Consider the following 14898-nt stretch of genomic DNA (forward strand, 5'->3'; position numbering starts at 1 on the left):
GAATTAATTGAGTAAAATAACAGCATATTAACGAAGTTTATTATTTTTATTGATTCTAAATAAAAGAATAATAACACCTAGAGTATATTATAAACAATCTTTTTGGGTAAACTATTTTACTGAAATGTAAAATTTAAGAAGATGCCTCGTGTTTTCATAGTGGCAATATTGCCAGTCCAAGGACTATTAGGATCGACATCTTTAACAATTTCATCAGTCATTGCAAAAACACCTCTAATTGAAGGCGAGAACTTAAACCACTGATTGTAAAAATCAATACCAAAACCTAATTCGTAAAACATGACGTTACGTGATGTTCTAAATTGACCAGCACTGTTGTCATCAGGATTTTCTTCATTACTAGACAAGTTGATTGATGTAGAAATACCTCCAATAATAAAAGGCTTAAAGTTATTGAGTCGTTTTGTAGATATCTTCAAAAGCAAAGGAAAATGTACATATGTAGATTTAACTTCGCGCAATAAATCTGAATCGTTAAATTCTACTCCATTGAAATAGCTTGGATCATACATAATATTTCTTTGAGAAATAAAGAGTCCAGGTTCAAATCTTAGATCCAAATATTTATTGATGCGTAAATTTGAAATCAAGCCAACACTAAAACCTACATTTGTTTCTACGAGAATATCTTTGAGATCTTGTTCATAATTAAATTGATAATCATAACTATTGAGACCAAGAAAAAATCCCCATGACAAAAGCGCCTTATCAAAGTTCTCGTTATTTTTAATTTTCTCCTTACTAAATAATTGTGCAGTCGCAGTGTGCGAAACAATCAATAAGGCTAAGATTATAAATACTCTTTTCATAAATTTACATTATGCTTTGGATGCACTGTAAATAGTTGCAACACCAAAGGTTTGTGGCTGATCTACAACGTTAATAAACCCAATTTTACGTAAAATATTGTTTAATGCTTCACCAAAAGGAAAAACTGATGCTGATTCACATAAATATGAATATGCAGATTGATCTTTTGAAAACACTTTTCCAATAGTAGGCAAAATATATTTAGTATAAAAGTTATACCCTTGTTTAAATGGTGTTTTAGTGGGCATTGAAGTTTCAAGGATAACAAAAGTCCCATTTGGTTTTAAAACACGATGAATCTCAGCGAGACCTTTCTCTAAGGTTTCAAAATTTCTTACTCCAAAAGCAACTGTAATAGCATCGAACGAATTATCTTCAAAAGGTAAGTTTTCAGAATCACCAATGACCATACTGATTTTGTCATTTAGGCTTTTGGTGCTAATTTTCTTTCGTCCAACTTCTAGCATACCATCACTAATATCTAAACCAACAATTTTTTTGGCTTTAGTCTTTACTAAGCTAATTGCTAAATCACCTGTTCCTGTGGCGATATCTAATATAGTCTCAGGATTTGCTTTAGCCACAATATCTACGACCTTGTTTCGCCATTTGATATCTATTCCAAAAGAAATGACACGATTTAAACCATCGTATTCTTTTGATATGTTATCAAACATTTGAGTTACCTGCTGTTTCTTATTTAGCTCGCTATCTTTATATGGTTTTACTTTTGACACCAACAATTTTTTTGCAAATATAGATAACTATCTAATAGTATTTAAGAATTTCTCTTACGAATTATAATCAGAGTCTATTTAAACCAATTGAGATAATATATACTATATTTGTATGTTTTTTCAATACAATTTACTTAATGAAAATAATAATTGCTGGAGCAGGAGAAGTCGGATTTCATTTGGCAAAACTATTGTCTTACGAATCTCAGGAAATTACTCTTATTGACATAAACAAAGAGAATTTAACCTATGCTAATGACCATTTAGACATTAGAGTTATTAAAGGTGATGTTACTTCTATTGCCATTTTAAAGGAAGCTCGAATAAATACTTCAGAGCTTTTTATTGCCGTAACATCTTCTGAAACTACAAACATTACAGCTTGTGTATTAGCTAAGCAATTAGGCGCTAAACGCACTATTGCCAGAATTTCTAATTCAGAATTTATAGATAATAAAGATGATGTTGGATTTACTAAATTTGGTATTGACGAACTCATCTCGCCTGAAGCGCTAGCAGCTTCAGAGATTGAGTTACTGCTCAACCAATATGGTTTTAATGACACTTACGAATTTGAAGAAGGTGCATTAACAATGCTTAGTTTACGTCTTTCCAGAACAGCATCTTTTGTTGGGAAAACGGTTAAAGAAGCAGCGCAAGTATTTCCTGAATTGCATTTTATTCCTATTGCAATTCAACGCTTCGGAACACAATATACGATTATACCAAGAGGTGATACACAGTTTAAAGAAGGAGACAAAGTTGTATTTATGACTTCTAAAGGTGGTGACGATGAACTTTTTGAACTTTCAGGTCGTGTTAAAGCTGAAGTAAAAAATGTAATGATATTAGGTGGAAGTAAAATAGGATTCAAAACCACAAAAGACCTGTGTGAAAGTAAATTCAATGTCAAAATTATAGAGAAAGATAAAGCTTCAGCTTTTGAACTTGCAGACGACTTACCAAATGCATTAGTGATTAATGGTGACGGTAGAAATGTCGAACTTTTAGAAGAAGAAAGTATAAGCGATATGGATGCTTTTATTTCAGTTACCGGAAATTCTGAAACCAATATCATGTCTTGTCTTGTTGCGAAATCTAAAGGTGTGAGAAAAACAATTGCTTTAGTAGAAAACATGGATTATTACCAATTATCACAATCTATTGGCATTGACACTTTAATCAATAAAAAACTTCTAGCAGCAAATAACATATTTAGGTACATTAGAAAAGGTGATGTATTAGCAATGACAAAATTGACTAATATGAATGCAGAACTCTTAGAGTTTGAAGTTAATTCCCCTAATTCAAAAATCACTAAAAAATCAATTAAAGATTTAGATTTCCCTAGATCTGCAATCATTGGTGGAATAATAAGAAATGAAACAGGTATCATTCCACTGGGTAATTTTCAAATACAAGAAGGAGACAAAGTTGTGGTTTGCTGTTTACCAAGATCAATAACCAAGGTTGAATCTTTTTTCTTCTAGAGTAAAAATTAATCATAGACACAGACTAATGAAACTCAATTTCAAAATCATATTCCATTTTTTCGGATTGTTATTGTTATTCAATGGTGGGTTTATGCTACTTGCCGCTCTAATGAGTTTTATTTATAAAGATGGTGTTACTACAGAAATTCTATTATCTGGTTTATTTGTTGTTATTATTGGAGGCATTTTAATGGTGACAACTAAAAATCACAGAAAAGAACTCAATAAGCGTGAAGGCTATTTAGTGGTTGCATTTGGTTGGATTGTTATGGCACTAACAGGAACACTTCCTTATCTTTTGACCGAATCTATTCCAAGTTTTACAAATGCATTTTTTGAGACCATGTCTGGCTACACAACAACTGGTGCCTCAATTCTAAATGATATTGAAGTAATGCCTGAAGGAATTTTATTCTGGAGAAGTTTAACACATTGGATTGGTGGTATGGGAATTATCGTGCTTGCTATCGCTATTTTACCTTTATTAGGAATTGGTGGCATGCAGCTTTTTGCAGCTGAAGCTCCTGGTCCTAATGCAGATAAATTACATCCCAGAATAACAGATACTGCCAAACGTTTATGGCTAATTTATTTTGGTTATACAGCTGCTGAAACCTTATTACTACAAGTTGCAGGCATGTCTTTTTTTGACGCTATAAATCATTCACTTTGCACACTTTCAACTGGTGGATTTTCTACTAAAAATGCAAGTGTAGCATTTTGGAACGGACAACCAGTTATTCAGTATATCATCATTATTTTTATGTTTTTGGCAGGTACGAATTTCATATTGAGTTACTTCGCCTTCAAAGGAAGGATACAAAAGGCAATTAGAGATGAAGAGTTCAAGTTGTATTTTAAATTCATTGCTTTATTTACCATTATTGCTGCTTTAATCATCTATTTTAGAGCTGATTTTGCAATTTCTTCAATTGAGCATCCAATGATTTTTGGTAAAGCCGAAGCCTCAATTCGTCATGCCTTGTTTCAAGTCCTTGCTATTGTAACTACAACGGGATTTGTCACAGCTGATTATACGTTATGGACTCCTTTTCTTGTGGTGTTTTTCTTTGGCTTGATGTTTTTAGGTGGATCAGCGGGAAGTACGTCTGGTGGTGTAAAAGTTGTACGACATATGATAATGATTAAAAATGGATTCTTAGAATTTAAGCGTGCTCTTCACCCAAATGCGATTTTACCTGTTCGCTATAACAAAAGAAGTGTTTCTGGAGATATAGTATTTAATATTTTAGGATTCTTTATACTGTATATGATTTCGTTTATAATAGGAGCGTTAGTCTTTTCTATGTTACAAATAGATTTTGAATCTGCTATCGGACTTTCAGCTTCGAGTTTAGGAAATGTTGGTCCAGCACTGGGTAATTTTGGCCCAGTAAATAATTACTCTGAACTTCCATCAATAGGAAAATGGTGGTCTGCATTTTTAATGCTTATTGGTCGTTTAGAACTCTTCACTGTTTTAATATTATTGACACCATTTTTCTGGAGGAATCGATAAAATAAAAAATATTTTTTCATTTTAACAATTTCAAAATTCATTAGTATTAATAGGTTATCTGGGAATATAACCCTTGATTTTTAAAGGTTTACAAATTTTATTCTTGTAACATTTTTAGTAATTGTACGTCATATCTGTATAACCATAAAAAATCAATCATCATGGAATTAGTAATCACACAAGATTTAGAACCGTTACCCATAAGTAACTTAAACAAAGAATTTGAAGCACCTAAAGGTATCTTAAATTCAAGCTACAAAAATGTTGCTAAATGCAATTTAAACAGCTTCAAAACAACTTCAATCTTTGGTATTAAGCGACGTATAAAAAGTAGACAATATCAATTTACTTCAAGTATTGAAACCCTTTTAAAAGTGTCTGTTTTTGTAATCACGCTTGCAGTTATACTCTAATACTGCTTACAATTAGACTTTTTAACTGGTACGATTGAGCACTCTCTCAAAACTATCTTTTACATTCAAAATTAATGTTTTCTTGATGAATTATTTTTCGTCGACATGCATTATATGCTATAGTTTTAAGGGTTAACTCTGAAGCATTTCAGAATAAAAAAAGATGTTATGGGCTCAATGTCATCAATGAATATTTCAATAAAAAATAATAGAAATTTATTGAATAACAGAAAACACAAACCATTCTCTAAAATGAATGGAGGCTCTAGTAAAAAATCAAGATACAAGCCATATGTTTTTCCTCAAGTACGTCCTCATGTGTTGAGACGTGTTAGAATAAAAATTAAAAAACAAAACCGTAGGTTACTGATTAAAAAACTAATGATATTAACTGTAATCCTCTTTTTAATCACCTATTGGATTTACTTATTATAAAAAAAAGCCAGTTTCTCTAAACTGGCTTTTTAATTTATGTTTCGTTGTATTTTAACTAAGATAAAACATCTTTAATTCTTCTAATAGCTTCAATAATTTGCTCTTGTGAAGCAGCATAAGATATCCTTATACAATTAGGATTTCCAAAAGCTTCACCTGTAACTGTTGCTACATTAGCATGCTCTAATAAAAACAGTGAGAGTTCTGTAGCATTATTTATCGATTTTCCTTTAATTGTTTTCCCAAAGTAAAAGGATACATCAGGAAACACATAAAATGCTCCTTCTGGCTCGTTAGTCTTGAATCCTTCAACATTATTGAGTAACTTTAATATTAGTTCACGTCTAAGCTTAAATTCATCGATCATGAACTGAACACGAGAAGGCGGTTCGGTTAATGCAGTAATAACAGCACGTTGAGCAATACAATTAGCACCACTTGTCACTTGACCTTGCATCTTATTACAAGCACGTGCAATTTCAGTTGGCGCACCAATATAGCCAATTCTCCAACCTGTCATGGCAAATGCCTTCGACACTCCGTTAACGGTTACTGTTCTATTGTACATATCATCAAATTGTGCCATGCTTGCATGGTCGCCAACGAAGTTGATATGTTCATATATTTCATCAGAAACAACTACAATATTAGGATACTTTTGCAGTACGTCAGCTAAACTTCTAAGTTCTTCTTTACTGTACACCGATCCACTAGGATTACATGGTGAACTATACCATATCATTTTTGTTCTTGGAGTAATTGCAGCTTCCAGTTGTTGAGGTGTTAATTTAAAATCATTTTCAATTGATGTTTTTACCTCAACCGGAATTCCACCATTAACTTTTACAATATCACTATAACTCACCCAATAAGGACAAGGCAAAATAACCTCATCACCAACATTCAAAATCACAGCAGCTACATTAGCTAAAGCCTGTTTCGCGCCAGTAGAAACAACTATTTGAGGCAATGTATAATCAAGATTATTATCTCTTTTAAATTTAGTAATTATCGCCTCTTTTAACTCTACATATCCATCAACAGGAGTGTAGGAGTTATAGTTATCATCAATCGCTTGTTTAGCAGCTTCTTTTATAAAGTCTGGTGTATTAAAATCAGGTTCGCCTAAGCTTAATCCAATAATATCTTTTCCTTCTGCTTTTAGTTCTCTCGCTTTAGCAGCCATAGCTAAAGTAGCAGATGTGGACATGTTTAAAACGCGATCTGATAGTAGATTCATTATATTGGTATTTTAAAAAATATGGAAACCTTTTTAAGCCATACTAGGCTTTCTACCCAATTCTTTTAATTGCTGATAGTGTTCATGAATAGCAGTCCAAATAGAATTGTACTCATTGTAAGGTAGACTAAACTCATGAGCAGTTTCTCTCACTATTTTTGCTATGTTTTTATAATGAACATGGCTTATATTAGAAAATAAATGATGTTCAACTTGTCTATTCAAACCTCCAGTATAAAACTCTACAATCCAACTTTTAGGTGAAAAGTTAGACGTTGTAAATAACTGATGAATTGCCCAGGTATTTTTCATGTTTCCATTTTCATCTGGTAAAGGCATTTCAGTATTAGGCATAACATGCGCTAATTGAAAAATTACACTTAGGATAATTCCAGCAGTATAGTGCATAATAAAAAACCCAATTAAAACTTGCCACCAAGCATAACCTAATACTATTGGTAAAACAACCCAAATAGAATAATAAACAATTTTACCAATTATTAACTTTGTCCATTGTGTTGCTGGATTAGGAAAATCACCATATGATAATTTTCTTTTAAGATAGGTATAAGTTTGTTTAAAATCAGTTGTAATAGCCCAATTAACGGTTAACAAGCCATATAACAAAAAAGCATAATATTTTTGGTATTTATGAATTTTCAACCATTTAGAATGTTTTGAGAATCTAATGATTCTTCCAGCATCAATATCTTCATCATGTCCTTGAATGTTTGTGTAAGTATGGTGTAAAACATTGTGCTGTACTTTCCAGTTATAATCGTTACCAGCTAAAATGTGTATGCTACTTCCCATAAGTTTATTAACCCATTTTTTACTAGAGAAAGACCCATGATTTGCATCGTGCATGACATTCATACCAACACCTGCCATTCCAACACCAATAACCATCATACATAGAATTTGTATCCAAGTTGGTAAATCAACAACTGTCAATAATAATATTAAAGGACCAAGTAGTAAAGTAAACATTACTATAGCCTTTGTATACAGTTTCCAATTGCCTGTTTTTTTAATATTATTCTCTTTAAAATAATTATTTACACGCTTATTTAAAGTTCTGAAAAATTTAGCAGAGTCTGTTCTTGAGAAAGTTAAAGTTTGCTTTGTCATATTTAAGTCATTTTATGTACTAACGAAAAACTATGAAGCATAGTATTAAGTGGCAAATATATAAAATAAACGATGCTACGTTCTATTTATATTCGTTAAAATATACACATAAAATTGTATACTTTTGTTGAAAAGTCAAAACATGAAATTAATAACTACTTACTTTCCTGATCTAAATGAAGAGCAACTACAACAGTTTCAAAAACTTGAGAGTCTTTATAAGGATTGGAATCTAAAAATCAATGTGGTTTCCCGAAAAGATATTGACGAATTATATTTACGACATGTTTTACATTCATTAGGAATCGCTAAAGTGATGTCGTTTAAACCAAATGCAAAAGTATTAGACGTTGGAACTGGAGGAGGATTCCCTGGAATTCCTTTAGCTATATTATTTCCAGAAACTCAATTTCATTTGGTTGACAGTATTGCAAAAAAAATAAAAGTAGTTAATGAGGTTGTAGATGGTTTGGGCTTAGTTAATGTAAAAGCCTCTCATGAGCGCGTTGAAAATATCCCTGATCAGTTTGATTTTATAATAAGTAGAGCTGTTGCCATTATGCCAACATTTGTACATTGGGTAAAAGGAAAAATTGCAAAACAGCAAAAACACGAATTAAAAAATGGAATCCTGTATTTAAAAGGAGGAGATTTAACTGAAGAACTTTCAACTTACAAAACTGCTACAATCTACAATTTGAAAGACTATTACAATGAAGACTTCTTCGACACAAAAAAAGTAGTTCATTTACCGTTAAAATATAGAGGATAAAATATAAAGATTTATAAAAAAAATCCGTTTGATAATAATCAAACGGATTTATAATTTTATGGGTGTTTTAAGTAGTATCTACTCTTTTACAATTCTTTTTGTAATTAAATTACCTTCAGCATTAACAAATTGAATGATATAAGTTTGAGAGGCTAAATCTGAAACATCAACCTTTACTTCTCCAACCTCAATAGCAACTTGCTTTACTTTTTTTCCTAATAAATTATAAAAAGTAGCAGTTAATGATTCTCTTGAAGATATTGTTAATTCATTGCTAGCCACTGTAGGGAAAATTTCAATTTTATCTAACTGAGATTCATCAACACTTAAGTTTTGATCATAGTTGTAAGTCATAGACAAAGGTGTTCCTATTTGATTACCAAAAGCATCAAACGCTTGAAACCTGAAAGTCCAAGACATTGCAGTAGTTGTTCCTGCTGGGTTCTGATTCCAAAAATTATTCCCTGCAAAATTAGTAACACCAGGACCAATTACAGCTGCATTATTAGGGTAACCGCTTCCCAACGTTACACTATTTAAACATACTCCTGCAAAGCATAATTGAAAATCGGATCCATCAGTATTTGTTAAGTTATCTACAAAAATTCTCATGAATATATCTGTTGAAGATGTATTAGTCACTTTAAATTTCCAATTACAAGGTTCGCTATAATTACAACCGGATTCAGTAAAATTTAAAGTTTGTCCATCTGTAATTAGATTGTCCGTACTAGACTCTCTAACTTCAAACTGTGCAAAAGACACAAAAGATGCCAATGTAAGTGATAAAATAAGTAGTTTTCTTTTCATAATTATGTTTTTTTTGATTTGTGTAATAGACTAAAAATGATTCAATTGATTACCAAATATACAAATTTAAGAATAAAGGGAAGTACTAGTAAAATACTCCCCTTTGTTTGCCTATATAGATGCTTTATTAGTTTTTGATAAACTTTGTGTTGAAAGTACCTTTCTCATTAGACACATTTAAGATATAGTTACCTTCAGTTAAAGTCGCAACTGGGATTTCAATATTTTGACTTCCAAATACATCATTAACTGTTTTACTAAGTACTGTTCTACCTAACATATCGATTACATCGATACTGTAATCTCCTTCTCCAGATTCTAAAGAAATATTCAATACGTCTTTAGCAGGATTAGGATATATTTTCATTCCAGCAATAGAAAAATCTCTGATACTAAGTGCTTCTGCAACTGAACTTTGTTGACCACTAACGATTGTGCCATCAGCCTGATCTATCAATACAACAACGATGTGCATATTTGCTTGATCACTTGTAGTAGGAATTGTATATGTAAAATCATAGCTAGCTGTATCGCCATTGTTGATAACAGCAGGAATAGAATTAGCTTGTCCACTAAATCCACCAAGAAGTGCTCTACCTACATGGTTATAAACCATTTGAGCTGCAGGAACAGGATCTGGTAAATTTTCATATCCTCCCATTGGACCATTAGCTCCACCTGCGTAGTAGTTCGTGTGAGCGTAACCAGCTGAAGTACCTGTAACACCATCTTCGGTCATAATAACTCCTAATCTAAAATCAGCAGATGAAAATTTTGTATAAAAAGTAGCATATGCACTTATTGTTAAAGTATTACCAACAAGATCCGCAGTAGTACTTAAATCTACAGGAACTATTTCAGTTATTTGTTCATTATAAGCAGCTTGTAATGATCCTTGTCCTGGATCTACACCAACAAGTTTTCTATCTAGACCTGAGTTAGGCCATCCTGATCCAATTACTCCAACTAGAGCAGAATCATAAGCTGCAACAGTCATCGGATCTCCATTGTGAACAGCAATAGCAATTACAGAATTAGGATATGTACTAGCCATATAATCTAAACCTACAGTACCTCTTGGACACCATCCACACCAAGAACCAGTCGATTCTTCAATAAGAACCGCTTTAGTACCAGCTTGTGACATTGTGTTAAACTTTTTGTCTAGCATATTATTTGCAGTATCACCATCGGCTCCACCATTAACATTATCAATAGTTACAGTAATATCTTTTTCTTGGATAGTCCCATAATTTACAGGTGTAGAGTGGTTAATTGTTTGTGTTTGTGCAGGAGGTATATTAACCGTGAAATTTTCTGAGTAGTTATTAGTACCATCATTCCATGAAACATCAAGAGAAGTAATTGTACTAGAACCATTATTGTTTACATCAAAAGACAATTGGTTATTTGTAGAAATCAAACCATATCTATCTAAACTTACACTATCTAATTTAGCATCTAAACTAAGCGGAGATCTTACTTGGACATCATCAATAATCCAGTTATCACCATCATCATTAAAGTGAACAAAAGCGATATAAACCATCATACCATCATAAGCTGACAAATCTACTGATTGAAGCACAAATGCAATGTCTGATCCACCAATATTAGCCTCATTATAGGTTGCAACAGTTGTGAAATCAGCATGGTTAGTTTGAGAATTTGTTGACACTTTCACTTCAAAAGTAGAGCCATAATCAGGACCAAAACTTTGTGCCGAATAAAATAACAACTCTGCATTGACAGCACTTGTCAAATCTACTTGACTAGTCACTAACCAATCTTCTGCAATACCACTAGCAACATTCTCATATACATTGGCAGCTGAATACGTTCCAGTATTTGGTGCTTCAACTTGAATCCATTCCTGAACTGTTCCTACACCATTAGTACCGATAAATGAAGTCCAACCAGCTGGAGGAAAAGTTGCTCCTTCGAAGCCCTCACTTAGAATTGTTTGTGCCATTGTGATAGTTGAAAACGACAATAACGCAGCTAAAAAAGTAATTTTTTTAATCATAGTTTTAAATTTTAATTATTAGGAAAGTATCAAATATAACACTTTCTTAAAAAAAACTTAAAAAAAATCTTACTTAATTGTAGCTTAAACAATTAAAAAAAACTTGTTTGATTTAATATTTAAAATGCAACGGTTAGATTGGCACTTAAACCTGTATTCTCAGGAACAAATCTACAGACGCCACCTATACAAATTAAACCACCACGTTGTCTTCCATAATTTAAAGCAAATCGTGTATTACCTTTACTATAACTTCCTCCAAGACTGTAATAATGTATTTCATCAAGACCTCCGTAATTCCAATTATCTGCAACATAAACTCCTAAACGAGTAGAAAAGTTATACTCAATAACACCCGCAGCCCAGTTTTTTCTGTCTTCATCAGTCCATAAATGTTGTGCTACTAATCTAAGTGCCTTACCACCTTCAAATTTTCGAGTTGCTTCAAACACACCTATATTGGCTATAACTCTTGAATTACCTAATGGTCCACCCTCAAATATCCCTTTGTCTATAAGTACATTTTGATATGTAAATACTGAACTCCATTTTTTAGAGAAACGCTTTTTTACTTCAAGACTAAAATCTCTAAACAACTGTTTTCCTGATCCAATGAATTTTGCTTTGTACCATTTGTTTTCAATATTATATTCTGCATCTAGTCCACCCCAATAAGAATAATTTGCAGCTAATTTTGTTCCATATTTCCCTCCTAAAGCTGACCCTTTTTTGAAAGAATAGTATAAATCTACTTGCGCACCTACTTCACCAGCACGTTGATCAAATGATTCTATAATAAGTCTCGGTTGAGGATTATATACATATATATTAGTTAGTAAATAATCTTGTTGTTTGGTTAATCCAGGAACATAATTTATAACTTGTTGATTGAACACATTACCTTCAGCAAGACGATCAGCAAAAAAACTAAAGTTTTCCAAACGTCTAAATGTTGCATTAACACCTAATCCCTTTTTTGCAAAACCGGCATTTACAAGAAGTGCCGTACCGTCATATAATTTATTGGAAGACAATTGTCCTTCATTAACAATAACGTCTGGATCTTTGGTTATAGCTTCTACTCCAGCGTAGAAATTTTTATAAACAAAGTCTAAACGGCCACCGTAAGCACCCACTGTACCTGGAAGCGCTTCATCTCCATTTGTATCTTGGTATCTAGCCACATAACTTGCTCCAAATTGAATATCTATACCTTCCATATTCAAGGCATTACTCAAGTTTAAGTCTGCATCAAACCCTTGAATTGTTCCTAATGATTCTTCAAATGCATTTCTTTGTCTACCAAAAACAGCTTTTAAAGTCAAATCTTCAGTTGCATGAAACTTTACATTAACACCCTTCATGGCATTATTGATTCCTAATTGACGGTCTTCCCAAGATCGTAAAATGAGTCCGCTTCCAAATTGTTCATAAAAAAAACCACCTGTTATGTCTAAAGCTTTGTCTTTATAATTCACATAATATGTCGCTATATCGTTTTGACCATCATATATAGGAGCATATCCCAACAATGCTGATGGCAAATAAGATTCATACTGCAATCCGGCCGTGAATTTTCCTAAATTATAGTTTAATAAGACATAGTTATTTGCTCTAAACAGATCTTCAGGTGCAAGAAAATTTATACCATCATCTGTGATAAGTCTTTGCATATTTGATTCTAATCCACCGTAAAAATTACCATTTTCTTGAGCAGTTATAAAACAAATATTAAATAAGAGTATGGCTTGAAAAAATACTTTTTTCATGATTAGTTAGTTGTTAGGAGTATTGATTTTATTAGAGTTAGTTATTAGACAACTCTTTTATTTTTTCAAATAATTCTGTTTCTGCACCAGGACTATAACCTGAGTGTTCATAAACAATTTTATTGTCTTTGACTAGTATCGTTAAGGGAATACTAGACGCATTTAAAGCCCGTTTCAAATCATTATTCTTGTCTAATAGCACTTTATAATCCCAATCTTTACCGTTCACTAAAGATTTAACACGACCGACTGTTCTACTATCATCAACAGAAACAGCGATTAATTCTACATTGGTTTCCTCTTGCCAATCAACATAAACTTCATTTATAGCATCTAATTCTTTAAGACATGGTACACACCAAGTTGCCCATAAAGATACGATTGTAATCCCATCCTTATTGGTTTCATTTTTTAATGTTACGGATTTACCTTCTATGGAAGTTAGATCTACATTCGGAAGCTCATGTTGTGAATAAGAAGCAAAACTCAAAGAAATTAGAGTTAAGAAGAAAATAATTTTTTTCATTTTGTTTTGTTTAAGTGACAATAATACTTATTTTTTTCTAAAAGCAACTTACTAATAAAAAATAATTACTTTAGCAAAAAAAACACATTATTATGATTACAAAAAGAATACCAAAGTTTTTTTACTTGCTTACAATATTACTTATTGTGGCTTGTAGTAAAACAGAAGACAATGTGCCACTTACAAATCCTACAGCACAAATATCTGTAGATAAGCTTGTTAGAAAAGCTTCATTAAGAAATCAAGATATTCCATTTAAAATAATAAATGATCAAGGAGAAGATGTAACAGATTTAGCTACGTTTTTTGTGGATGGAGAAGAAATTGATGGACAATCATTTTCTTCAGCTGATATTGGTGAATTTGAAGTTTATGGAGTGTATACCGAAGATGGTGTAGAAATTACAACTAATACTGAATCTTTTAGTGTTATTATTCCAAAAAGAAAAATAGTAGTAGAAGATTATACAGGAACATGGTGTGGGTTTTGCCCAAGAGTTTCTGGAGCTCTACATGATTTAGAAGATGAAACTGAAGATATTGCCGTTGTTGCCATTCATGAAACGGCGAGTAGTTTTCCAGACCCTATGCACTTTGATGAAGTACAAATTTTAAAAGATGCTTATGATGTTGAAGGGTTTCCTGCAGCTAGAATAAATAGATCTGTAGATTGGGCCACACCTCATCCAACAAGTGAAGTTACAAGTATTGCTGGTTTAGACACTAATTTAGCAATCGCTTTAAATTCTCAAGTAACAAATAATGAGTTGTTAGTACAAGTAAATGTTGTTTACGAAGAAGGATCTGCTCAAGGTGATAAATTGGTTGTTTACCTCATTGAAAATGGAATCATTTACGACCAAGTTAATTATTATAATTATGATGATACTAGTGAGTTTTACAATTTAGGAGATCCAATTCCTGACTTTGAGCATAACGATGTGTTAAGAAATTCTCTAACAGGTGTTTTAGGAAACACAATTCCTGTAACTGAAGCACTAACTGAATATATTACATCTTTTACAATTGATATTCCTTCAGATTACGTGATGGATAATTTAAAAATTGTAGCCATGGTAGTTGATGCAGATAACTCAGCTAAAAATGCTCAATTTGCTCAATTAGACCAAGACAAAGCTTATGAATAATTATTAATTCATTATTCAAAACACAGAATAAGAAAAGCTTCTGAATCA

The 14898-nt window shown here is 32.2% G+C and carries 13 protein-coding genes; 5 read left to right on the top strand and 8 right to left on the bottom strand.

All coding sequences use genetic code 11. The features are described from left to right. Positions 1 to 116: 116 nt before the first annotated feature. Together AB8B90_RS09190 and ubiE are read right to left on the bottom strand one after the other, a co-directional pair. Positions 117 to 830, bottom strand: coding sequence for a porin family protein (locus AB8B90_RS09190; protein ID WP_405336012.1), 714 nt, complete (start codon positions 828 to 830; stop codon positions 117 to 119). 9 nt (positions 831 to 839) lie between these two features. Further along, on the bottom strand, positions 840 to 1571 hold the full coding sequence (gene ubiE, locus AB8B90_RS09195; protein WP_405336015.1) for a bifunctional demethylmenaquinone methyltransferase/2-methoxy-6-polyprenyl-1,4-benzoquinol methylase UbiE: 732 nt from the start codon (positions 1569 to 1571) through the stop codon (positions 840 to 842). A 134-nt stretch (positions 1572 to 1705) separates the two neighbouring features. Here ubiE and trkA point away from each other — a divergent pair, with 134 nt between their 5' ends. From trkA to AB8B90_RS09210, 3 genes are all read left to right on the top strand, one after another. After that, positions 1706 to 3058 (top strand): Trk system potassium transporter TrkA, encoded by a 1353-nt coding sequence (gene trkA / locus AB8B90_RS09200; RefSeq protein ID WP_405336018.1) that lies wholly within the window; start codon positions 1706 to 1708, stop codon positions 3056 to 3058. Positions 3059 to 3086: 28 nt separating this feature from the next. Then, positions 3087 to 4580 carry a TrkH family potassium uptake protein gene (locus AB8B90_RS09205; RefSeq protein WP_405336021.1) on the top strand — a complete coding sequence of 498 codons (1494 nt, stop codon included), beginning with the start codon at positions 3087 to 3089 and terminating at the stop codon, positions 4578 to 4580. 161 nt (positions 4581 to 4741) lie between these two features. Next, on the top strand, positions 4742 to 4993 hold the full coding sequence (locus AB8B90_RS09210; protein WP_405336024.1) for a hypothetical protein: 252 nt from the start codon (positions 4742 to 4744) through the stop codon (positions 4991 to 4993). Positions 4994 to 5483: 490 nt separating this feature from the next. Here AB8B90_RS09210 and AB8B90_RS09215 read toward each other — a convergent pair whose 3' ends face one another. Continuing rightward, the gene (locus AB8B90_RS09215; RefSeq protein WP_405336027.1) at positions 5484 to 6668 is read right to left on the bottom strand and encodes a pyridoxal phosphate-dependent aminotransferase; all 1185 of its coding nucleotides are present in this window, start codon (positions 6666 to 6668) and stop codon (positions 5484 to 5486) included. 33 nt (positions 6669 to 6701) lie between these two features. Then, positions 6702 to 7799, bottom strand: coding sequence for a fatty acid desaturase family protein (locus AB8B90_RS09220; RefSeq protein ID WP_405336029.1), 1098 nt, complete (start codon positions 7797 to 7799; stop codon positions 6702 to 6704). A 142-nt stretch (positions 7800 to 7941) separates the two neighbouring features. Between AB8B90_RS09220 and rsmG the strand changes: the two genes are divergently transcribed. Then, positions 7942 to 8571: a 16S rRNA (guanine(527)-N(7))-methyltransferase RsmG gene (gene rsmG / locus AB8B90_RS09225; protein ID WP_405336032.1), complete on the top strand. Its 630-nt coding sequence runs from the start codon at positions 7942 to 7944 to the stop codon at positions 8569 to 8571. A gap of 78 nt (positions 8572 to 8649) precedes the next feature. On the opposite strand, the gene AB8B90_RS09230 is transcribed toward rsmG, so the two are convergent. The 4 genes from AB8B90_RS09230 to AB8B90_RS09245 form a co-directional block, all read right to left on the bottom strand. Beyond that, positions 8650 to 9381, bottom strand: coding sequence for a T9SS type A sorting domain-containing protein (locus tag AB8B90_RS09230; RefSeq protein WP_405336035.1), 732 nt, complete (start codon positions 9379 to 9381; stop codon positions 8650 to 8652). 127 nt (positions 9382 to 9508) lie between these two features. Continuing rightward, positions 9509 to 11407 carry a choice-of-anchor J domain-containing protein gene (locus AB8B90_RS09235; protein WP_405336038.1) on the bottom strand — a complete coding sequence of 633 codons (1899 nt, stop codon included), beginning with the start codon at positions 11405 to 11407 and terminating at the stop codon, positions 9509 to 9511. Between the two features lie 119 nt (positions 11408 to 11526). Continuing rightward, a complete protein-coding gene (locus tag AB8B90_RS09240) occupies positions 11527 to 13176 on the bottom strand; it encodes a DUF6029 family protein (RefSeq protein ID WP_405336041.1) in 1650 nt (549 codons plus the stop codon). Between the two features lie 37 nt (positions 13177 to 13213). Continuing rightward, positions 13214 to 13702: a TlpA family protein disulfide reductase gene (locus AB8B90_RS09245; RefSeq protein ID WP_405336044.1), complete on the bottom strand. Its 489-nt coding sequence runs from the start codon at positions 13700 to 13702 to the stop codon at positions 13214 to 13216. Positions 13703 to 13794: 92 nt separating this feature from the next. Between AB8B90_RS09245 and AB8B90_RS09250 the strand changes: the two genes are divergently transcribed. Beyond that, entirely contained in the window at positions 13795 to 14850 is a 1056-nt protein-coding gene (locus AB8B90_RS09250) for an Omp28-related outer membrane protein (RefSeq protein ID WP_405336047.1), read from the top strand. Positions 14851 to 14898: the final 48 nt, after the last annotated feature.

This window comes from Psychroserpens sp. (assembly GCF_045105015.1).
Lineage (GTDB): Bacteria > Bacteroidota > Bacteroidia > Flavobacteriales > Flavobacteriaceae > Psychroserpens.